Here is a 21,389-nt window from a genome sequence, read left to right on the forward strand (position 1 = left end):
GGACTCCGGCCGTCCCACGGCCGCGGATCCGGGCCGCCCTCGTACGCGTCGGGCCTCCGCCCCTGGCCCACGCGCCGCCACCGGACGCGCGCCACGGCGAGAGGCGCGGCCGGCCCCGACGAAGGAAGCCCGCAGAAACCATGAATCACAGTCCGCTCGACCACCGTTACCGGGACGAACACCCGATCCGTACGGTCCACTACCTCTTCCGGCCCGACCGGACACGGCTCGCCGGGGCCGTCGCGGTCTTCTTCGTCAAGCACGCGCCCGTCTGGCTGCTCCCACCGGTGACGGCGAACGTCATCGACGTCGTCGTCGAGCACCGGCCGATCGCCGAACTGTGGTGGAACTGCGCCGTGATGCTCACGGTCCTCCTCCTGAACCCACCCCTGCACCTGCTGTACGTCCGCTGGACGCACGGGGCGATCCGCCGACTCGGCCGCGACCTCCGGTCCGCCCTCGTGACCCGGATGCAGCAGCTCTCCATCGGCTTCCACAGCCGCACCAGCTCGTCCGTGCTGCACGCCAAGGTGGTCCGGGACGTCGAGACGCTGGAGACGGGACTCCAGCAGACCGCGGACAACGGCCTCACCGCCGTCGCGACCCTGGCGGGCGGCCTCGCCGTCATCGCCGTCGTCACCCCGGTCTTCCTGCCGGTCTTCCTCGTCCTCGTCCCCGTCGCAGTGCTGCTGATCGGCGCCCTGCGCGCGAGGCTGGGCGAGGGGAACACCTCGTACCGCCGCTCGGTCGAGCGCATGTCCGCCTCGGTCAGCGACATGACCACCCTCATCCCCATCACCCGCGCCCACGCCCTGGAGCGCACGGCCCTGGGCCGCGTCGGACGCGAGCTCGACCGGGTGCAGCGGGAGGGGACGCGGCTCGACCTGCTCAACGCCCGCTTCGGCTCCCTGTCCTGGGTCGTCTTCAACGGACTCGGCACGGCCTGCCTCGCGGGCGCGGCGCTCGTCGCGTACTACGGGTGGACGTCGGTGACCCCGGGCGAGGTCGTCATGCTCAGCGCCTACTTCTCCACCCTCACCGGCGCCGTCACGAGCCTGCTCGCGCTGGCCCCCGTCGTGGGCAAGGGAGTGGAGTCCCTCAAGTCCGTCGGCGAGGTCCTCCAGGCGCCCGACCTGGAGGTCAACGACGGCAAGCGGCGGGTGGACGCGGTCGCCGGGGCGTTCCGCTTCGAGGGCGCGGGCCTCACGCACGGGGGCGGCGACGAGCCCGCCCTGCGCGACGTGGACCTGGACGTGCCGGTCGGCACCACCCTCGCGATCGTCGGCGGCTCCGGCGCGGGGAAGTCCACCCTGCTCAACCTGGTGCTCGGCTTCCACCGCCCCACGGCGGGCCGGGTCCTCCTGGACGGCCAGGACATGGCCGACCTCGACCTGCGGAGCTTCCGCAGGTTCGTCTCCGTCGTCCCCCAGGAGTCCGTCCTCTTCGAGGGGAGCGTCCGGGAGAACATCACGTACGGGATGGAGCGCGTCGACGAGGAGACGCTGCGGCGCGCCCTGCGCGACGCCAACGCCGCCGAGTTCGTCGACGCGCTGCCGGACGGCCTCGACACCGTGGTCGGTGAGCGCGGCACCCGGCTCTCGGGCGGCCAGCGCCAGCGGCTCGCCATCGCCCGCGCCCTCATCCGCGACCCCCGGGTGCTGGTGCTCGACGAGGCCACGTCGGCGCTCGACGCCCGCTCCGAGGCGCAGGTCCAGGAGGCGCTCGGGCGTCTCGTCGCCGGCCGGACGGTCTTCGTCGTGGCGCACCGCCTCTCCACCATCAGGCGGGCCGACCGCATCGTGGTGTTGGAGCGGGGGCGGGTGGTCGAGTCTGGAAGCCACCGGGAACTGCTCGGCCGCGACTCGGCCTACGCGCGCCTGCAGGCGACCCAGCTGGCCTGATCCGGAGTACGACGCGGGACGCCCTCCCGCCGGTCGGGACGGGAGGGCGCCTTTCGGGGAGCGGTCAGCGGTCGGCGGCGCTGCCGCGTACGACGCAGGAGCGCTGGTTCTCCCAGCCCCAGCCGTCGCCATCGGGGTCGGAGGAGGAGCCGTTGGCGCAGTACGGATAGCCGTTCGGGGCCGTACCGCCTTCGTTGCCGCCACCCTCGTTGCCGCCGCCTCCGAAGATCGTGGCGCGGGTGGAAGTGGTGGAGATGCCGTCGGCGCCGTTGAAGAACCGGTTGCCCCAGGCGGTCAGGGAGCCCGCGTCGAAGCCGTTGACCATGTCGAGGTACTCGACGCCACTGCCGTTGCCGCTCCAGGACCAGCCGAGGTAGCCGACGCGCAGCGAGCGGGCGGTCGCCATGATGGCGTTCTCGTCGGGGTTGCCGTCGCTGTGGTTGTCGCCGAACTCGCCGACCACGATGGGCAGTTTGTTGGTCACGAAGTGGTTCAGGTAGTCCTGGACCTCGGCGGCCGTGTCGTACACGCCGTACATGTGGATGGAGAAGATGGTGTTGCGGCGGGGGTCGGCGGCGAAGACCGAGGCTGCGTTGGAGCGCATGGTGTTCGACCAGTCCTGACCCCAATTGGGGGCGTCGACCATGAGCGCGTTCTCGATGCCGGCGTTCCGGAGCTTCACGATCGCGTTCTTGGTCGCGTCGGTCCAGGCGGTGTAACCGCTGTTGCCGTAGGGCTCATTGCCGATGTTGACGACGACGTAGTCTTCCTGGCCCTGGAGGGCGCCCTTGATGCCCACCCAGTAGTCGGCGGCCTGAGCGAGGGACGCGGCGGCGCCGTCCTCCCCGTACCCGGTGGTGTCGTGCACCTCCAGGACGCAGATGACCTTGGCGGCCTTGCAGTCGCCGATGATCGAGGACACGTGCGAGGCGCTCGTCTCCGTCCAGCGGTCGCCGCTGGAGAGCACGACGCGGACGGTGTTGGCGCCCTTGGCGGAGATGTCCGCGATGGCGCCGGTCTCGGTCGGGTACCAGGTGTGCGCGTGGTTGACCCCGCGCATCACGAACTCGGTGTTGTTGGCCTCGTAGATCCGGCCGTCGCTGACGTGGATGCCGCCTTCGGCGGCCTGGGCGGCTCCGGCGGTGCCGAAGACGGGCAGCAGCAGGCCCGCGATGCCGGCGAGGGCGCTGCCGGCGGCCGTGAGCCACGTCCTGCGCGGTGACTTGGTCATGCCTCTCCTCGTGAGGAATGGGGAAGGAGCCCCGTTCGCGCAGAACTCCGATGAAGTGGACAACGTTGTCATCGGAGTTCGATGACCGAGCCGCTGGTCTGCTCGCCGGGGGTGTGCACTATGAGGCACCCGTGGCCTGATCTGTGTCAAGCGTGAAGGACGTTTTGATAACGAGGAGAGAGATGGTGGAGTCGGTTCAGCAAAATTGAGCTGAACGTTCGGGCGCTCCTGTGGATCTGTTGCCGATTGACGATGTCCACCTCGTGGTCCAGGCGCTGCTCGATCTCCCAGACCTCCCGGCGCGACCTCGACCTGGCGGGCGACCGGTGGCGTCGGCCGAGGACGGGCTGGGCGTCGGGTGAGGAGGAGCCGGGCAGGGGCGTGGCCCTGCGCGTTCCTCTCTCCGGTGAGGACCGCGACCGCGTGGTGCGCGTGAGCGGCGGGTCGTCGTGGTGGGATCTCGTTCCGAGAGGTTCAGTCGGCCGGTGCCATCGCTCCCAGGAGGGCGGCGGTGGCCGGGTGGGTGGGGCGGGAGAAGAGACGGGACGTGGGGCCGTGTTCGACGGCGTGGCCCTCTGCCAGGACGAGGAGCGTGGCCGTCCGGTCGGCGACCAGGCGGAGGTCGTGGCTGATGAGGACGAGGGCGAGGTTCCGCTTGGTGCGGAGGTCGTCGAGCAGGTTCATGACGGCCTCGGCGGTGTCGGCGTCGAGGGCGGAGGTCACCTCGTCGCAGACGAGGACGTCCGGTTCGGCGGCGAGGGCGCGGGCGATGGACGCGCGCTGGCGCTGGCCGCCCGAGAGCTCGTGGGGGTAGCGGGTCGCGAAGTCGGCGGGGAGGCCGACGTGATCGAGGAGTTCCAGGACGCGCTCGTCCCGCTGGGCGCGGGGGGTGCGGTCGTGGAGGGCGAGCGGGCGGCGGATGGCCGCGCCGACGGTGCGGCTGGGGTTGAGGGTGCCCAGGGGGTTCTGGGGGATGAGCTGCACGCGGCGGCGTTGTTCGCGGCTGCGGCGGGTGGCGGTGGCGTGCAGGGCGGTGCCGTCGAGGGCGACGGTGCCGCCGGTCGCGCGGTGCAGGCCGACGACCGTGCGCATGAGGGTGGTCTTGCCGGATCCCGAGGCGCCGACCACGCCGAGGCTGCCGCCGGCGGGCAGCGCGAAGTCGATGCCGTGCAGGGCGGGGATCCGGCGGCCGCGGTGGGTGAAGGCCGCGGTGAGCCCGGTGACGGAGAGCACCGCGGGCCCGTCGGCGGGGGCGGCCTCCGCGGAGCGGGCCGCGGGGACGGCGGCGGGGCTCGTGGTGAGCCGGGGACGCAGTTCCACGACGTCGTCGGCGAGCCTGCGGACGAGGCCGGCGTCGTGGCAGGACAGGGCGATCGCGATGTGGTGCCGCTCGGCCAGGTGACGAAGGAGTTCGCCGATCTCGTCGCGGACGTGCGCGTCGAGTCCGGCGGTCGGTTCGTCGAGGAGGAGGACGGTGGGGCGGCGGGCCAGCGCGCGGGCGAGGGCGACCCGCCGCTGCTGGCCGCCGGACAGGCCGCCGGGGCGGCGGTCGGCGAGGTCTCCGTCGGTGGGGAGCCGTACCTCGTCGAGGAGCGCGGTGAGCGCCTCAAGGCCGCGGTCCACGGCGATTTCGGCGAGCAGACGGCGGACCTTCATGCGGGGGTTGAGGCCGGAGCCGGGGTCCTGGCCGACGTAGGCGAGGCGGTGGCGGCGCAGCGCGCGCAGCTCCGTGTCGGGCAGGGCGAAGGGGTCGCTGCCGAGGACGTCGACCGTGCCTGCCGTGCGGGCCGCGCCCGGCGGCAGGACGCCGGCGACCGCCCGCAGCAGCGTCGTCTTGCCGCAGCCGGAGGGGCCGGTGAGGGCGGTGACCCGGCCCGTGCGGAGTGCCAGGCCGCCGTTCTCCAGAAGCAGGCGGCCGTCCGGTCCGGCGATGGTGAGGCCGTCGACGCGTACGACGGTCCCGTCCTCGGGTGTCTGCTGGTCCGCGTACCAGCGGGGCATGTGGTTCACAGTGCGGTCACCGCCTTGCGGCCGCCGGGCGGGACGAGCGCCGAGGCGGCCAGGTTGACGCTCATGGCCAGCAGGCCGATGGCGATGCCGGGGGCCAGGACGGCCCAGGGGTTGAGGAGGATGCCGCCGGCGTTCTCCCGGATCATCAGCGCCCAGTCGGCCTCCGGCGGCTGGGGCCCGACCTGGAGGAATCCGGCGGTGGCGACGACGTAGACGGCGGCGACGAACCGCAGTCCGAACAGGGCGAGGAGGGTGGACCGCAGGTTGGGCAGGACCTCTCTGACCACGAGGTGTCCGAGGCGCTCGCCTCCGGCCGCCGCCGCTTCGACGTAGCCGGTCGCCACGACGGGTGCGGCGGCCGCGGCCACCAGTCGCACGGCGTAGGGCACGCCCAGCACGTACGCGGCGGCGATCAGGGCGAGGCGTCCGCCGGCCGGCCAGGACAGGGCGACGAGGAGGATCCCGAGGACGGGGGGCAGCAGCATGAGGACATCGGCGGAACGGTCGATGAGGCGCCCGACGCGGGGGCGCAGCGCCGCGACCGTACCGAGGGCGGCGGCCGTCACGGTGACGAGCGCGGCCACGACGAGGGAGGTGGCGATGAGTTCGCGGCCGCCGGCCAGGAGTCGGGTCCGGACGTCGCGGCCGAGCTGGTCGCCGCCGAGCGGTGCGCCGTCCCCCGCTTCCGCGTACGGGGCGGTGATCGGCGCGTCGATGGCGTGCGGGGCGAGCCAGGGGCCGGCGACGGCGAGGAGGAGCAGGAGCAGTGCCGGGAGGGTGCGCAGCAGCGTGCCGCTCAGGGAGCGGGTGCGGCGTGCGGGGGGTGCGGTGGTCACGGGCGGCCTCCGGATGCCCAGGCCCGGACGAGGTCGGCGAGCAGGAGTACGACGGTGATGACGGCGCCGGTGACGGCGACGACGCCGGCGATGACGGGGCCGTCGCGGTCGGTGACGGCCCCGGCGAGGACGGCGCCGAGTCCGGGGTGGTTGAAGACGGTCTCCACGACGACCGCGCCGCCCAGGAGCATGCCGGTGGAGGTGGCGAGACCGGCGGCGACGGCGGGCAGGGCGCCCGGCAGCACGTGGTGGAGGAGGACGCGGTGGCTGGGCAGGCCGTCGAGGACGGCGGTCTCCACGTGCGGGGCCCGGGCTTCGTCGGCGAGGGCGGCCCGGACGATCCGGGTGTTCCAGCCGATCTGCGGGATCGACAGCGCGACCACCGGAAGGACGAGCATCTGCCAGGACGCGGGGGCGCCTTCGCTGTCGGCCAGGGTGACGGCGGGCAGCCACTCCAGCCACTGGGCGAAGATCAGGACGAGGGCGATCCCGACGACGAACTCGGGCAGCGCGAGTACGGCCGTCGCACTGCCGGAGATCGCCCGGTCCGTCCTGCCGCCGGGCCTGAGAGCGGCCCAGCCGCCGAGGGCCAGTGAGGCGAGGAGCGTGACGAGGAGGGCGAGTCCGCCGAGCAGGAGCGTGTTGGGGAAGGGGCGGGAGAGCAGGTCGGCGACCTCCTCCCCGCGTGCCGACGTCCCCAGGTCGCCGGTGGGCAGGCCGGTCATCCATTCCGCGAAGCGTTCGAGGACCGGCCGGTCGAGGCCGAGCAGTGCGCGTCGCTCGGCGATGTCGGCCGCGCTCTCGCCGCGTTCGGCGGTGGCCGTCGCGGCGTCGCCGGGCAGCAGTTCGACGGCGGCGAAGAGGGTGGCCAGGAGGACGGCGAGCATCAGGGCCCGGCGCGCGAGGAGGCCGAGGAGACGGAGGAGAGGAAAGAGGAGGCGGACATCCGCGAACGGCCGGGGCCGGGACGGCGGGGAGGTCTTCCCTCCGGTCGTCCCGGCGCGCGGCCGTTCGGCGGTGTCCGTCAGCGGTTCAGCCATGCCCGTTCGAGCTGGACCCGGCCGTAGCCGGGGAGGGTGGGCAGGCCACGCACGGCGGCGCCGGCGAGGTCGATGCCGTCGGCCATGCCCCACAGCAGGTAGCCGGAGGCGTCGTACTGGAGCTTCTGCACCTCGTGCAGCAGCTTGGCGCGGGCCGCGGGGTCCTTGGTGGCCATGGCGGTGCGGTAGGCGGTGTCGAAGGCGGGGTTCTTCCAGCCGGTCTCGTTCTGGCCGCTCTCGGAGACGAGGACCTTGCTGGCGAAGAAGACGACGGAGTCGTTGGTGCCCCAGTAGGTGCTGTAGAGGTCGCCCTTGAGCCAGGTCTTGTCCCAGAAGGTGCCGGACTCCTGCTTGACCACCTTGATCTTGACGTCGGCCTCGCGGACCTGGGTGGCGAAGAGGGTGGCCATCTCGGCGAGGCCGGGGATGTCCTCGGTGGTCATGAGTTCGTACGTCTTCGACAGGTCGAAACCGGCCTCCTGGAGCAGCGACTTGGCCTTGGCCAGGTCACGGGCGCGCTGGGGGAGGTCCTTGGCGTAACCGGGGTCGCCGGTGCCGAGGACGTCGTTGGCGACCGTGCCGTATCCGGAGAGCACCTGCTTGACCATGGCCTCCCGGTCGACGGCCAGGCGCAGGGCCTCGCGGACCTTCGGGTCGGCGAAGGGAGAGCCGGCCGCCGTGCGCATGACGATGGGCATCGCCATGTCGTTGGGGCGGCGGACGACCTGGACGTCCTTGCGCTTCTCGGCGGTGCGGGCGGCGACGGCGCCGACGTTGGAGGCGACGTCGATCTGGCCGGCGAGCAGCGCGTTCGCCATGGCCTGCGGGGACTCGAAGATCTTGACCTCGATGGCGTCGAGGAGGACCTTGCCGCCGTACCAGTCGTCGTTGCGGACGAGGCGGGCGTTGCCGCCGCGGAACCACTCCAGCTTGAACGGGCCGGTGCCGGGGGCCTTCTCGATCTCCTTGTCCGTCGTGCCGTTCTTGACGACGAAGGTCGTCAGGCGCATGAGTAGCGGGAGTTCGGCGTTGGCGTAGTCGGAGACGAGGACGACGGTGCCGGTGCCCTCGGCCTTGATGTTCTCGGCCTCGATGCCCGGCAGCCGGGAGGCGCCCGACGGGGTGCCGCGCAGCCGGCGGAGCGAGTAGACGACGTCCTCGGCGGTGACGGGCGTGCCGTCGTGGAACGTCGCGCCCTCGGCGAGGGTGAAGCGCCAGGTCTTCATGTCGTCCGAGGACGTCCAGGAGGACGCGAGGCGGGGGAGGGTGTTGGGCTTGGCGCCGGGGATGGTGAGGGTGTCGTGGACGAGCGAGAGGATCAGGTAGTCGCTCTCGTTGGCCTGGCTGCCGTGCGGGTCGCGGGTGATGGCGTTCGCCCGGCCGAGCGCGCCGACGCGCAGCGTGCCACCGTACCTGGGCTTGGCGGTGCTGTTGTTCGCGGCGTCGGGGGACGACGTGTCGCCGTCGGCTCCGCAGGCGGCGAGCAGGGCGGCGGCACCGATGCCGCCGCCGGCCCACAGCACCTGTCGTCGATTCAGTTCCACGCGTCCGCCCTTGCTCGTTCAGACCGAAAATCCTAAGTACTTAGGTGTGCCTACCCTAAGAATTGTGCCCGTGGCAAGGGGGTACGCGCTTACCGTTCGCAATGTCCGCGACGTCCCGTGCATTGGTCTCGGCCAGGCGATTCAACGGTGAACTAGCCTTCGGTGAAGGTGACTTGATGCTCGTAAGTAAGGGTTGCCTTACCTAAGAAGCGCTGCTACGTTCCGTTCGGCAGCTGACGCGGCCACGTCATTCGCCCTCCCTTTCCCGGGGGCCCTCTACGCATGCGCCCTTCCGGCCCCGCGCCGGCCTCCTCCCGCTCGCCCGCAACGGAAACGGAACACCTCAGCCATGACTTCGGCGCCCGCACCCGCCCCTGTCCGTGCGCTCGATGCCGACACCGTCGACGAACTGACCCGAGCGGCGCGGAAGATCCTCGACGAGTTCGGCGGCTCGGCCACCCGGCCGGAGCTCCTCGGGCGCGTCGCCGAGACCGCGGCCGACCTGAGCGAAACGATCCGTCACCAGTGCCGCCCGGTCGACACCGCCGACGGCCTCTTCGTGCTGCGCGGTCTGCCCCTCGACGACGCCGCGATCGGCTCCACCCCGCTGAGCTGGGCCACCGCCGGCGAGAGCGCGGCAGTGTGGGACGTGCTGCTGCTCCTGCTCGCCACCGTGATGGGCAACCCCATCGCCTGGCCCGGCCAGCAGGACGGCCGGTTCGTCCACAACATCGTCCCCAGCCCCGGCCACGAGCAGGAGCAGACCGGCGCCAGCAGCGCCGTCCTGCTCAGCCCGCACACCGAGGACGCCTTCCACCCCGGCCGCGCCCACCTGCTGATGCTCGGCTGCATGCGCAACCACGACCGGATCGCCACCACCGCGGCCAGCATCCGCAAGGCGCACCTCGCGGACGAGGACGTGGCACTGCTGTCCCGCCCCGAGCTGCCGATCCTGCCGGACGACGCGTACGCCGAGGCCCAGGGCTTCGACGGCCTGCCGCCGAAGGTGCCCACCCTCTGGGAGTCCGAGGACGGCCTCACCCTCCGCTTCGACCCCGCCTACACGCCGCTCGGCGACGCCACCCCCGAACACCGCGCCGCCTACGGCCGACTTCAGGACGAACTCACCCGCGTCTCCGTCGCCGTCAGCCTGGAGCCCGGCGACGTCCTGGTCGTCGACAACGACCTCGTCGTCCACGGCCGCGTGCCCTTCCAGGCCCGCTACGACGGCACCGACCGCTGGCTCAAGCGCGCCTCCGTACGCGTGCCCGACCGCGGCACCCGGCCCGCCGCCGAGGCGAACGAGCACGGCTACGGCCAGGCCGCGATCCAGGCGTACGCGTGATCCGCACGCGCCTTCCCACCACCGGACGAAGGGGGAACCCCATGACCGACCGCACCACGCTCACCGAACCCACCGCGCCGCCCGCCGACGACAAGAGCCTGTGCGTGCTCGGCACCAGCGACATCGCGGGCATCGACATCACGCCGACCGACGTCGTCGACGTCGTCGAGCAGGCGTACCGCACCCTCGCCGACGGCCGGTCGGACAACCCCCGCAAACTGACGGTCAAGCCCGCCGACGGCCACTCCGTCTCGTACGCGATGCTCGGCCGCGACGGCGTCCGCAACGTCGTCGCCATCAAGACCTCGTACAAGCACGGCCTGCACGAGGAGCGCGACAAACAGCACTACTACACCGCGCTCACGATCTACGACGACGTGACCGGCCTGCCCGTCGCCATGATGGACTGCGGCCGCATCGGGGCCCTGCGCACCCCGGCCGTCTCCGCCCTCCTCGCCCGCGAACTCGCCGCCCCCGGCAGCCGCAGCGCGCTCGTCATCGGCACCGGCACACAGGGCCGCCTCGCCCTGCCGTTCCTGCTCACCACGATGCCCGAGCTGGACCGGCTGATGGTCTTCGGCACCCACCCCGACGGCATACGCGCCGTCCGTGAGCAGCTCCACGCCCACTTCCCGGACCGCGAGGCGGAGTTCGTCGACGACCTGCGCGCCGCGGCCGGCGCGGCCGACGTGGTCGTCGCCACCGCCGGTCCCCACACCCCGGCCGAGGTCGAGGCCGACTGGCTCAAGCCCGCCTCCCTCTGCGTCCTCGTCGGGCACGGCATCGGGCCCTCCACGCTCCACCGCGCCGACCGGGTCATCGCCACCAGCGCCGCGCAGATGAAGGTCACCGGCACCGACATGGCCGACGAGCACGGCGAACTCCGGGAAGTGGACGCCGAGTTCCCCGACGTCCTCGCGGGCCGCGCCTCCGGGCGTACCGACGCCGGCCAGAGCGTCTTCGCGTACAACAGCGGGCTCGTCGTCACCGACATCGCGCTCGGCCACCGCTTCGCCCAGCTCGCCCTCGCCCAGGGCGCGGGAACGCGGGTGCCACTGTGGCAGTGACGCCCTCGACGAAGCCCCCCGTGACGCTCCCGCCGAGCCTGCCGGCCCACCCGGATCCGCAGCTCGACGCGATCCTGGCCGGCGACCTGCCGCACGAGCTGGCGTACGCGTTCGGCGGCCCCTTCCACCTGCTGCTGCCCGAACGCTTCGACGCCAACGTCGCCGCCTTCCGGGCCGCCCTCGAAGAGACCGGCGTCGACGGCCGCGTCTACTACGCCAAGAAGGCCAACAAGGCGGCCGCGTGGATCGAGCGGTGCGCCGTGAACGGCACGGGGGTCGACGTGGCCTCCCTCGGCGAGCTGCGCGAAGCGCTGGGCCACGGCGTGCGCGGCGAGAACATCGTGGTCACCGGCCCGGCGAAGGCCGACGACCTGCTGCGCGTCGCCGTCCTCCAGGGCTGCCTGATCGCCGTCGACGCCCTCGACGAACTGGAGCGGGTCATCGCGCCGGCGGCATCCACCCGACCGGCCCGGCTGCTCCTCCGCCGCCTGCCCCCGGCCCAGCCGCACAGCCGCTTCGGCCTGGACGACGCCGAGCTGGCCACGGCGCTCCAGCGGTGCGCGGACGCCGCCGACTCCGTACGGATGGAGGGCTTCTCCTTCCACCTGTCCGGTTACGCCGTCCAGCCCCGCGCCGACCTCGCGGGCGAGCTCGTCGAGCTGTGCCTCAAGGCCCGCGTCATGGGCCTGCAGGCCGACCGGATCAGCATCGGCGGCGGCTTCGCCGTCGACTACGCGGCGGCCGAGGACTGGGAGCGGTTCCTCGCGGAGCAGGGCCCCGCCGACTACCACGCGGGCAAGTCCTTCACGCAGGCCGACTTCTACCCGTACCACTCGCCCGTCGCCGGCGCCGACGCGCTGCGGGCGATCCTCGCCGCCCGGCCGTCCGGGGACGGCGCGCCGCTCGCCGACCGGCTCCGCGAGGCGGGGGTCATGCTGCTGATGGAGCCCGGCCGCGCCCTGCTCGACCGGGCCGGTTGCACGGTCTTCCGCGTCCGGGGCTTCAAGGAGCGCGACGGCTACGGGATCCTCACGGTGGACGGCACCAGCCTGAGCCTGTCCGAGCAGTGGTTCGACAGCGAGTACCTGCCCGACCCGGTACTGCTCGGCGCGGCATCGCCCCGCACGCGGGAACCGGCCGGCGGACCCGTCCGCGCCTGCGTCGGCGGGGCGACCTGCCTGGAGTCGGACATGCTCACCTGGCGCAAGGTGGCCTTCCCCGCACGCCCCCGCACCGGCGACCTGCTCGTCTACCCCAACACCGCCGGGTACCAGATGGACTCCAACGAGTCGCCCTTCCACGACCTGCCGCTGCCACCGAAGGTCGTCGTCGACGAAGCGGACGGGCGCATCCGCTGGCGGCTCGACCGCCGCCAGCCCTCCTGACCTTCCCCCTCACTCCTGGAGCCCCTCATGCACAAGGCCCTGACGCGCCCCGCCGTCGTCAGCCGCGTCTCCGACCTCATCGGCCACACGCCGCTCTTCGAGCTGTGCCGCACCGAGAACGGCAGCCGGCTGCTGCTCAAGCTGGAGCAGTTCAACCCGACCGGCACCGCGAAGATCCGGATGGCCCGCGCCATGGTCGACGCGGCCGAGGAGGCCGGAGAGCTCCGCCCAGGCGGCCGCATCATCGAGTCGACCTCCGGCAACACCGGCCTGGGCCTCGCCGTGATCGCCGCCGAGCGCGGCTACACCTTCACCGCCGTCGTCGACAACCACGCCGCCGCCGACAAGCTGCGCGGCATGAAGGCCATGGGCACCGAGCTCGTCCACGTCGTCGCCGACGGCACCGAGGAGCTCGCCACCGCCGCCCGCGAGGACCTCGCCGAGAAGATGGCCGACGAGGACGACAACGCCGTCTTCACCGAGCAGCACAACAACCCGGCCAACGCCGTCGGCTACTACGCCGTCGGACGTGAACTGGCCGCCGCCCTCGACGGCCGCGTCGACGTCCTGATCGGCGCCGTCGGCACCGGCGGCGGCCTGTGCGGCACCGGCCTCGAACTGCGCCGCACCGTCCCCGACGTCCGCATCGTGGGCGTCGAGCCGAAGGGCTCCATCGCCTTCGGCGGCCCGGCCCACGACTACTACCAGTCCGGTACGGGCACTCCCGAGGGTGCCACCATCGGCGCCCTGGTCGACTTCGACCTCATCGACGAGGGCGTCAAGGTCGGCGACGTCGAAGCCTTCGCCACCGCCCGCGTCGTCGCCCGCAAGACCGGCCTCCTCATCGGCGGCTCCGCCGGCGGCGTCGTGTACGAGGCGCTGACCCGCATGGCGGCCCTCCCTCCCGAGACCACTATGGTCGCCTTCGTCAACGACGGCGGCGAGAAGTACATGGACACCGTCTTCAACGACGACTGGATGCACGCTCGCGACCTCATCGACCCCCGGGCCGAGCGCGAGATCGACGAACTGCTCACCAAGCTCCGCGGGAACTGACACTGATGCCGACACCCCTACGCACCCTGCTGACCGACAGTCGGGCCCTCGCCACCCTGGCCGTACCGCTCGCCCTCACCCAGTTCGCCCAGGTCGCGCTCACCACCACCGACACGGTGATGATGGGCCTCATGGGCGCCGAGGCGCTCGCGGCCGGCGGCCTCGCCATGGTGATCTTCAACCAGCTCCGCACCATGGGCGTCGGCATGGTCACCGCCGTCGGCAACCAGGTCGCCGCCGCGGCCGCCCGCGCCGAGGCGGCCGACACCGACGAGGCACGGGCCGAGGCCGACGAGGACGTACGCGACCTGGTCCGCGCCGCCCTCGCCCTCGCCACCCTCGCCGGCCTCGCCGGCGCGGTCCTCATGGTCGCCATCGGCCACGCCGTCGCCTGGCTCGGCCAGGACGCCTCCGTCGTCGACGCGGCCAAGCCCGTCCTCCACGCCATGGCCCCCGGCCTGATCCCCTGCCTGTGGTTCCAGGCCATCCGGCAGTTCACCGTCGGCATGCGCCGCCCCCAGGCCCTGCTCCAGATCACGATCGCGTCCATCGCCGTCAACGCCGCCCTCAACTGGGGCCTCGTCCACGGCACCTGGATCCTCCCCGAGCTGGGCCTGCCCGGCATCGGCGTCGCCACCTCCCTGGTGTACCTGCTGACCTGCCTGGCCCTCTACGCCTTCACGGCCCGGGACGCCACCCTCGCCCCCCTCCTCGACATCCGCGTCTGGAAGACCCGCCCGGCCACGCTCCGCCGCCTCACCGGTCTGGGCACCCCGATCGCGGCCACCTACGGCTCCGAAGCGGGCTTCTTCTTCGTCGTCGCCCTCATCGTCGGCACCTTCGGCAGCGCCGCCCTCGCCGCCCACACCGCCGTCAACCAACTCGTCTACCTCGTCTTCCAGATAGCCGTCGGGCTCTCCCACGCCGCGTCCATCAACGTCAGCCGGGAGCTGGCCCTCGGCCGGATCGACGCCGCCCGCCGCCTGAAGAACACCGCACTGGCCTGCGCCGCCGCCGTCATGGCCGTCGTCGGCACCGTCTACCTCCTCCTCCCCGAGCTGGTCCTGCGCCCCTTCCTCGCCCCGGACGAGACCCAGGCCCTCGCGATCGCCACCGACCTCCTCCTCATCGCCGCCGTCCTGCAGTTCTTCGACTGCGCCCAGAACATCGGCGTCGGCCTGCTGCGCGGCCTGGACGACACCAAGGGCGGCTTCCACGTCACCCTCGTCGGCTACTGGCTGATCGGCCTCCCGGCCACCTGGATCCTCGGCCGCTTCACCGGCCTCGACAGCACCGGCGTCTGGCTCGGCCTCCTCACCGGCCTCGCCGCCACCGCCCTCCTCCTCCTGCGCCGCTACCACCACGGCCTCGCGGCCCGCGCCGCCTCCTCGGCCGCCGAGGAGGCACCGGCAGCGGTCTGACGAGGTCTGTACGCCGGAACCCTGGCGGGCGCGGGGCACTCGCGTGACGCCCGCGTCCCGGCGAGCCGTTCGCGCCCGCGGGGGAGGCCTCGGTGAAGGTCTGGCACCGAACGTGCTCCGTTCTTCCGTGAGTTGGGTAGGAACGGGGCAGGGGAACGAAGGCACCGTGCGGCAAGGGGGAGACCGTGGGTGAAGTGGTGTTGATCATCGTGGGGATCGTGCTCGTCTGCGCGTTCCTGGGGACCGTCTTCGACTCGTCGTCCGGCAGCACGTCGGCCGCGGAGAAGGACAAGGACGGCGGAGCCGGGAGCGGCGGGAGCGGCGGGAGCAGCTGCGGCGGCTGCGGGGGAGGGTGCGGCGGTTGCGGCGGCTGAGGTCCGTCCGGCGCGTCCGTTCGGTCGAATCCGGCCGGGGCGGGAACCTTTCGGTGCCCGGGGCCCTCATGATCGGTGGGCGGGGGCGCGGCCGCGGTGTTCGTACGCGTGCCGCCGGCCCGCCCCGTCAGCGGGCACCGAGGGGGTGCGCCGCGTCGAGACCCACCCGAGCAGCCGAGGAACCACCTTGTCCCTGACCTCCCGCCGACGCCGGACCGCCGGTGTCGCCGCCGCCCTGATCGCCGCCGTCGTGGCCGGCCCGGCCACCGCCGGTACCGCCGCCGCCGCCGCGCCCGCGCCGGCGTCCGCGTCCGTACCCGCGCCCGACCGGGCCGGCATCGTCGCCGCGCTGAACTCCGCGATGGCCAACGGCGCTCCGGGGGCGATGGCCCGGTTCTCCGGTCCCGGCGGGGTCGAGAGCCTGACCGTCGGCGTCCGGGACCGCGCCTCCGGCGCCCCGATGGACATCCACGCCCGCTTCCGGATCGGCAGCGTCAGCAAGACGTTCTCGACCGTCGTCCTGCTCCAGCTGGTGGAGGAGGGGCGGCTGGAGCTGGACGCGCCGGTCGACCGCTACCTGCCGGGGCTGCTGCCCGACGAGCGGATCACGGTCCGGCACCTCCTCACCCACCGCAGCGGCCTCGCGGACTACACGAACGCCATGTTCGCCGACACGGTGCCCGGCTTCGAGGCCGTCCGGAACCGGGTGTTCAGCTACCAGGAGCTGGTCGACCTCTCCCTGAGCGAGCCGCGCACCACCGAGCCCGGCGTCGCCTACCGCTACTCGAACGCGAACTTCGTGGTCGTCGGCATGCTGATCGAGAAGCTCACCGGACAGCCGGTGGACCGCGCCTACGAGCGGCGGATCTTCAAGCCGCTGAAGCTGCGCGACACCTCCTACGTGCACCCCGACACCCGCATCAAGGGGCTGCGCGTCCGCGGCTATCTCCACCCGGACGCGGCCGGCGAGCCGCTGGTGGACTCCACCGAGCAGACCGTCTCCTGGGCGCAGTCCGCCGGGGCGGTGATCTCCAGCCCCGCCGACCTCAACACCTTCACCAGCGCCCTCATGCGCGGCCGGCTGCTCTCCCCGGCGATGCTGGAGGAGATGACCACGGTCACCCCGACCGACGCCACGAACACCCGCTTCTATGGGCTCGGGCTGCGCCGTTACGACCTCTCCTGCGGCGCCCAGGTGTTCGGCCACACCGGCACGGTGCAGGGCTACTACACGTACGCGTTCTCGACCCGCGACGGCCGGCGCAGCCTGTCGGCGGTCGCCAACACCTCCAACCACGGCGCCGCGAACACGGCGCTCGGCGGCACGCTCGAAGCGGCCTTCTGCGGCCCGAAGCCGGCCCCGGCCGCCTCCGCCCGCTCCGCCTTCGGCGCCGAGGCCGCCGAGACCGCGCCGCTGCCGGCCGAGCGCGACCTGCCCGAGCGGCACTGATCCACCGGCGGCCCCGGCGCCGCTCCCGCCCGGCTCACCCGCCCGGGAGGCTCCGGGGGCCCGCACAGCGGGCGCCCGCCTCCTCCACCCGGCGGCGCAGCTCCCGGTCGGCCGTGATCACCAGACACGGCCGGCCGCGGGCCCCACGGGCCAGTTCGGCGATCAGGTCGTCGCCGCTGCCGGGCGCCTCCTCGACCCGCACCCCCGGCACGGACCCGACGCCCCGGGCGCGGCCCTCGACCACCAGCACGATCTCGTACGGCCCCGGGAACGGCCCCTCGACCGGTCCGCCGTGCGCGGCCAGCCGGTCCCGCAGGCGCTCCGCGGCGCCCCGCCGGTCGCGCCACCAGCCGTCCGGCACGGAGCCCACGACATTGGCCCCGTCCACGACGAGCAGCGGACGGCGGGAGGGCTCGGCTTCGGCGTTCATGGCACCAGGATGACACCCCCACCCCTCCCCAGAGCGTTGACGCTCCGTGATGAGAGGGGGTCGGAGGGGTGGCTCCGACCCCCTTCCGAGGATTCCGCTCGTCGACGGGCCGGGTGTGTTTCCGCAGAGAGGAGAGGTCAATTGGCCTCTCCGCCCTCTTTCGTACGGTTCCGGTCCACGGCAACTCCCGCCCTCCGTAGGCGACTTTCAGCCAATCGATCTCGGCCTCTCGAAGGCGGTCGACAGCGGATTCCCCAGGTCCACGGGCACGTTCGCCAACTGCGCACCGCACAGGAACGGTTGGCGACTACAGTGTGTGGTCGCTGATCATCGGTAGGCTCATCGCACCTGCCTTCCCCGTCCGCAGCCTCCCCGGCACCACCCCGACCCCCCGGTTCCACCAGTCCCCCCAGCACCCCTCAGTACGCCGATTTCCCGGGCACGTACCAAGGACACCCATGTCACAACTTCGCGCACCCGCACCGCGGTCCGACCGCCGCGAGGGCGGGCGGCACGGCCGTTCGGGCGCCCGCACCACGACCACCGGCACCGGCCAGACCAGGCCCGCGACGGCAGCCCCCCTCGAAGTCCGCATACGCCCCCAGCTGTTGCGCACCTCGGTCCTGCCCGCCGTCGCCGTCGCCCTCGGCGGCGCCGCCGCCGTGCTCTTCACCCTGCGCTCCACCGGCACCGCCCCGACGCCCGGCCTGTGGGCCGCGCTCGCCGGCGCGGTCGCCCTCGCCGTCGCCTCGGTGGCGGCCGCCGCGCTCGGCGCCGACCGCGCCGCCCGGGCGGTCCTCGACCGGGTCGGCGCGCTGCGCCGCGAGGCCACCAGGACCCAGGGCGAACTCCACCAGATCGTCGAACGGTTGCGCCTCGGCGAGGAACTGGCCCCCCGGCCCGCCCTCCCCGACACCACCCACGGCGACGAGTTCGACCGGCTCGGCGCCGAGCTGGCCCGCTCCCACGAGGCGGCCGTGGCCGCCGTCGTCCAGGCCTCCCGCCTCTCCTCCAGCGTCGGCAACGAGCAGAAGGTCGAGGTCTTCGTGAACCTCGCCCGCCGGCTCCAGTCCCTCGTCCACCGCGAGATCCAGCTCCTCGACGAACTGGAGAACGAGGTCGAGGACCCCGACCTGCTGAAGGGCCTCTTCCAGGTCGACCACCTGGCCACCCGCATCCGCCGCCACGCCGAGAACCTCGCCGTCCTCGGCGGCGCGATCTCCCGCCGCCAGTGGTCCAACCCGGTCACCATGACCGAGGTGCTCCGGTCCTCCATCGCCGAGGTCGAGCAGTACCCGCGCGTCAAGCTCGTCCCGCCGATCGACGGCACCCTCCGCGGCCACGCCGTCGCCGACGTCATCCACCTCCTCGCCGAGCTCGTCGAGAACGCCACGGTATTCTCCGCGCCGCACACCACCGTGCTGCTGCGCGCCCAGTACGTCACCGCCGGCCTCGCCATCGAGGTCGAGGACCGCGGCCTCGGCATGCCCGTCGTCGAGCAGAACAAGATGAACGCCCTGCTCGCCGACCCCGACCAGGTCAACGTCGCCCACCTCCTCCAGGACGGCCGCATCGGCCTCTTCGTGGTGTCCGCGCTGGCCCGCCGCCACGGCATCGCCGTCCGCCTCCAGTCGAACATCTACGGCGGGATCCAGGCCGTCCTCGTCCTCCCGCAGGGGCTCCTGGGCGCCGACCCCGAGGGCCTCGCCCAGCACGAGCGCCAGACCGCCGCGGTCACCGGCGCCACCCCGCAGCAGCACCCGCAGCACCCCCAGCAGCCGCAGCAGGCCCAGATCCCGGCGCAGGCCCCGGCACCGCACGCTCCGCAGGCACCGGCTCCGCAGCCCTCGCACGCCCCGCGGCCCCCGCACGCCGAGCCGCCGCACCCCCGCGGCGACGCACCCGCCGCGCCGGCCGCCCCCGTGGCCGCGGAGGCCCAGGCCCCGGCTCCGTACGCCTACCAGCCGCCGCCCGCCCCCGCGGCGCCGGCCCCACCGCCCGCGCCGGCCGCCCCCGAACGCCCCTACATCCCGGCGGGGTTCGGCGCCGTGCCGCCGGCGGCGCGCCCGGAGGCGCCCGGCCGGCCGGACCTGCCCAAGCGGCGCGCCCAGGAGCACCTCGTCCCCCAGCTGCGCGACGAGCCGCAGGCCCGTCCCGCCGAGGAGCACGCCCTGCACGACCCCGGCCTGATGGCCGCCTTCCAGCGTGGGATCGGCCTCGCCGAATCCCAGCCCACCCCCCAGGAATCGCTGCGTCACGGCGACGCGCACAAGGAGTAGACACACAATGGCGAGCAATGCGCCGAACGGCCATTCCTCGGATCTCGACTGGCTGCTGAGCGGTCTGGTCCAGCGGGTTCCGTACACCCGCAGCGCGGTCCTGCTCTCCTCCGACGGCCTGGTGAAATCCGTCCACGGTCTCGACCCCGACGCCGCCGACCACATGGCGGCCCTCGCCTCCGGGCTCTACTCGCTCGGCCGCAGCGCCGGCGTCCGGTTCGGCGACGGCGGCGAGGTCCGCCAGGTCGTCGTGGAGCTCGACTCCACCCTGCTCTTCGTCTCCACCGCCGGCTCCGGCACCTGTCTGGCCGTCCTCGCCGGGCGCGAGGCCGACGCCGCCGTCCTCGGCTACGAGATGGCGATGCTGGTCAAGAGCGTCCGCCCGTACCTGACGACGCCCGCCCGGCAGGCGGCCGCAGCGGCGGGTGGCGCCGGTCAGTGAACGCCCCACCCCCGCAGGAAGGGCCCTGGCTCGACGACGCGGCGGGCCGGCTGATCCGTCCCTACACCGTCAGCGGCGGACGGACCCGGCCCACCACCTCGCTGGACCTGCTCTCCCTGGTGATGGCGACCGGCTCCGGGCCGCTGGCCCACATGGGCCCCGAGCACGACATGGCCCTCGGGCTGTGCGACGGGCCCACCTCGGTGGCCGAGATCGCGGCGCACTTAAGGCTGCCGGCGGCCGTCACCAAGGTCCTCCTCTCCGACCTGGTGGACTGTGGGGCCCTCACCGCGCGGGCCCCCCGCTTCCACGCCAATCCATCCGACCGTTCCTTGCTGGAGGCAGTGCTCGATGGCCTACGACAGCGGCTCTGAACGCCATGACGGTCTCGCGGCCGACCCCTTCCCCACCGCCCTGAAGATCCTGGTGGCGGGGGGTTTCGGCGTGGGCAAGACCACCTTCGTCGGAGCGGTCAGCGAGATCGAACCGCTCAGCACGGAGGAGCTGCTGACCTCGGTCAGCGCCGCCACCGACAGCCTGGAGGGCGTGGAGAACAAGACCACGACCACCGTGGCCATGGACTTCGGCCGGATCACCCTCGACGACCGCAACGTCCTCTACCTCTTCGGCACCCCGGGCCAGGAGCGGTTCTGGTTCATGTGGGACGAGCTGTCCGAGGGCGCGCTCGGCGCGGTCGTCCTCGCCGACACCCGCCGCCTCCAGGAATGCTTCTCGGCGATCGACTTCTTCGAACGCCGGGGCATCGCCTTCGTGGTGGCGGTCAACGAGTTCGACGGCGCCTTCCGGTACGACCGGGAGGAGATCCGGCAGGCCCTCGACCTCGACCCCCTGGTGCCGATCGTCCTCTGCGACGCACGCATCTCCAGCTCCGCCATCAGCACGCTGCTGACCCTCGTCCAGCACCTCCTCAACTCGACACCGGCCAGCGAGCCGAGCTTCGGAGTCACGCCATGACCTACGACCCGACCGGTCACCTCCTCCTGACCCCCATCGACAAGGAGGCCCCGGACCGGGTCCGGCGGCTGCGCGAACTGGGCCTCGGGGAACGCCCCGACCCGGCCTTCGACGAGTTCGCGCAGCGGCTCGCCGAGATCACCGGAGCCCCGTTCTCGATGGTCAACTTCATCGACGAGAACCGGCAGTTCTTCGCCGGCCTGCACACCCCGGGCGGCTCCCACTCGGGCAGCGACCTGGGCGCGGCGGCGGCCGGCTCGGGCGGCGTCGGCCGGTTCATGGCGCGTGACCACGGCTACTGCCCGCACGTCGTGGTCCGGCGGAAGGCGCTCGTCCTGGAGGACGTCTGCGACTACCCGCGCTTCGCCGGCAACCCCGTCGTGGACGAGATCGGCATCCGCTCCTACATGGGCGCGCCGCTGATCGACCGGACCGGCGTGGCGCTCGGCACCATCTGCGTGGTCGACACCGACGTCCGGCCCTGGGGCCGCTCCGGCCTGGAGACCATCAAGCAGATGGCGGCGGAGCTGGTCGAGCAGATCCACCGCCGGGAGGACGGCAGGTTCTGATCCGCGCGCACGCGGAGGCGAGGGCCCGTACGGT

The 21,389-nt window shown here is 73.0% G+C and carries 19 protein-coding genes; 13 read left to right on the forward strand and 6 right to left on the reverse strand.

Annotated features, from left to right (window positions below; translation table 11 throughout):
* Nucleotides 1-140 precede the first annotated feature (140 nt).
* Nucleotides 141-1,901 (forward strand): ATP-binding cassette domain-containing protein, encoded by a 1,761-nt coding sequence (locus ACFZCF_RS21285; protein ID WP_391287976.1) that lies wholly within the window; start codon nt 141-143, stop codon nt 1,899-1,901.
* Between the two features lie 64 nt (nt 1,902-1,965).
* Here the strand turns inward: ACFZCF_RS21285 and ACFZCF_RS21290 are convergent, their stop codons facing one another.
* The 5 genes from ACFZCF_RS21290 to ACFZCF_RS21310 all read right to left on the reverse strand — a co-directional run bounded on the left by ACFZCF_RS21290 (nt 1,966) and on the right by ACFZCF_RS21310 (nt 8,562).
* Entirely contained in the window at nt 1,966-3,132 is a 1,167-nt protein-coding gene (locus ACFZCF_RS21290) for a cellulase family glycosylhydrolase (protein WP_391287978.1), read from the reverse strand.
* A 474-nt stretch (nt 3,133-3,606) separates the two neighbouring features.
* Nucleotides 3,607-5,133 (reverse strand): ATP-binding cassette domain-containing protein, encoded by a 1,527-nt coding sequence (locus tag ACFZCF_RS21295; protein WP_391288252.1) that lies wholly within the window; start codon nt 5,131-5,133, stop codon nt 3,607-3,609.
* A gap of 5 nt (nt 5,134-5,138) precedes the next feature.
* Entirely contained in the window at nt 5,139-5,978 is an 840-nt protein-coding gene (locus ACFZCF_RS21300) for an ABC transporter permease subunit (protein WP_391287980.1), read from the reverse strand.
* Nucleotides 5,975-7,018, reverse strand: coding sequence for an ABC transporter permease subunit (locus ACFZCF_RS21305; protein WP_391287982.1), 1,044 nt, complete (start codon nt 7,016-7,018; stop codon nt 5,975-5,977). The genes ACFZCF_RS21300 and ACFZCF_RS21305 overlap by 4 nt, the downstream gene beginning before the upstream one ends.
* Complete coding sequence (locus ACFZCF_RS21310) at nt 7,003-8,562, reverse strand: ABC transporter substrate-binding protein (protein ID WP_391287984.1); 1,560 nt, start codon at nt 8,560-8,562, stop codon at nt 7,003-7,005. Before ACFZCF_RS21310 ends, ACFZCF_RS21305 begins: the two co-directional genes overlap by 16 nt.
* 349 nt (nt 8,563-8,911) lie before the next feature.
* Between ACFZCF_RS21310 and ACFZCF_RS21315 the strand changes: the two genes are divergently transcribed.
* From ACFZCF_RS21315 to ACFZCF_RS21345, 7 genes are all read left to right on the forward strand, one after another.
* Nucleotides 8,912-9,907, forward strand: coding sequence for a TauD/TfdA family dioxygenase (locus tag ACFZCF_RS21315; protein ID WP_391287985.1), 996 nt, complete (start codon nt 8,912-8,914; stop codon nt 9,905-9,907).
* Nucleotides 9,908-9,948: 41 nt separating this feature from the next.
* Nucleotides 9,949-10,974 carry an ornithine cyclodeaminase family protein gene (locus ACFZCF_RS21320; protein ID WP_391287987.1) on the forward strand — a complete coding sequence of 342 codons (1,026 nt, stop codon included), beginning with the start codon at nt 9,949-9,951 and terminating at the stop codon, nt 10,972-10,974.
* 20 nt (nt 10,975-10,994) lie between these two features.
* Nucleotides 10,995-12,359: a Y4yA family PLP-dependent enzyme gene (locus ACFZCF_RS21325; RefSeq protein ID WP_388445869.1), complete on the forward strand. Its 1,365-nt coding sequence runs from the start codon at nt 10,995-10,997 to the stop codon at nt 12,357-12,359.
* 27 nt (nt 12,360-12,386) lie between these two features.
* Nucleotides 12,387-13,415 carry a pyridoxal-phosphate dependent enzyme gene (locus ACFZCF_RS21330; RefSeq protein WP_391287990.1) on the forward strand — a complete coding sequence of 343 codons (1,029 nt, stop codon included), beginning with the start codon at nt 12,387-12,389 and terminating at the stop codon, nt 13,413-13,415.
* Nucleotides 13,416-13,420: 5 nt separating this feature from the next.
* The gene (locus tag ACFZCF_RS21335) at nt 13,421-14,836 is read left to right on the forward strand and encodes an MATE family efflux transporter (RefSeq protein WP_391287992.1); all 1,416 of its coding nucleotides are present in this window, start codon (nt 13,421-13,423) and stop codon (nt 14,834-14,836) included.
* 194 nt (nt 14,837-15,030) lie between these two features.
* A complete protein-coding gene (locus ACFZCF_RS21340; protein WP_391287993.1) occupies nt 15,031-15,210 on the forward strand; it encodes a hypothetical protein in 180 nt (59 codons plus the stop codon).
* A 187-nt stretch (nt 15,211-15,397) separates the two neighbouring features.
* Nucleotides 15,398-16,660: a serine hydrolase gene (locus ACFZCF_RS21345; protein WP_391287994.1), complete on the forward strand. Its 1,263-nt coding sequence runs from the start codon at nt 15,398-15,400 to the stop codon at nt 16,658-16,660.
* Between the two features lie 34 nt (nt 16,661-16,694).
* On the opposite strand, the gene ACFZCF_RS21350 is transcribed toward ACFZCF_RS21345, so the two are convergent.
* Nucleotides 16,695-17,090 carry an NTP pyrophosphohydrolase gene (locus ACFZCF_RS21350; protein ID WP_391287995.1) on the reverse strand — a complete coding sequence of 132 codons (396 nt, stop codon included), beginning with the start codon at nt 17,088-17,090 and terminating at the stop codon, nt 16,695-16,697.
* Nucleotides 17,091-17,548: 458 nt separating this feature from the next.
* Between ACFZCF_RS21350 and ACFZCF_RS21355 the strand changes: the two genes are divergently transcribed.
* The 5 genes from ACFZCF_RS21355 to ACFZCF_RS21375 are packed head-to-tail and all read left to right on the forward strand — an operon-like array spanning nt 17,549 to nt 21,355.
* Nucleotides 17,549-19,369 carry an ATP-binding protein gene (locus ACFZCF_RS21355; protein ID WP_391287997.1) on the forward strand — a complete coding sequence of 607 codons (1,821 nt, stop codon included), beginning with the start codon at nt 17,549-17,551 and terminating at the stop codon, nt 19,367-19,369.
* Nucleotides 19,370-19,376: 7 nt separating this feature from the next.
* The gene (locus tag ACFZCF_RS21360) at nt 19,377-19,811 is read left to right on the forward strand and encodes a roadblock/LC7 domain-containing protein (protein WP_388445890.1); all 435 of its coding nucleotides are present in this window, start codon (nt 19,377-19,379) and stop codon (nt 19,809-19,811) included.
* Nucleotides 19,808-20,185 (forward strand): DUF742 domain-containing protein, encoded by a 378-nt coding sequence (locus ACFZCF_RS21365; protein ID WP_388445893.1) that lies wholly within the window; start codon nt 19,808-19,810, stop codon nt 20,183-20,185. The genes ACFZCF_RS21360 and ACFZCF_RS21365 overlap by 4 nt, the downstream gene beginning before the upstream one ends.
* Nucleotides 20,163-20,786: an ATP/GTP-binding protein gene (locus ACFZCF_RS21370; protein WP_189945511.1), complete on the forward strand. Its 624-nt coding sequence runs from the start codon at nt 20,163-20,165 to the stop codon at nt 20,784-20,786. Before ACFZCF_RS21365 ends, ACFZCF_RS21370 begins: the two co-directional genes overlap by 23 nt.
* Nucleotides 20,783-21,355 carry a GAF domain-containing protein gene (locus ACFZCF_RS21375; RefSeq protein WP_388445896.1) on the forward strand — a complete coding sequence of 191 codons (573 nt, stop codon included), beginning with the start codon at nt 20,783-20,785 and terminating at the stop codon, nt 21,353-21,355. Before ACFZCF_RS21370 ends, ACFZCF_RS21375 begins: the two co-directional genes overlap by 4 nt.
* Nucleotides 21,356-21,389: the final 34 nt, after the last annotated feature.

This window comes from Streptomyces sp. NPDC007945, assembly GCF_042958885.1.
In the GTDB taxonomy this organism is placed as follows: Bacteria; Actinomycetota; Actinomycetes; order Streptomycetales; family Streptomycetaceae; genus Streptomyces.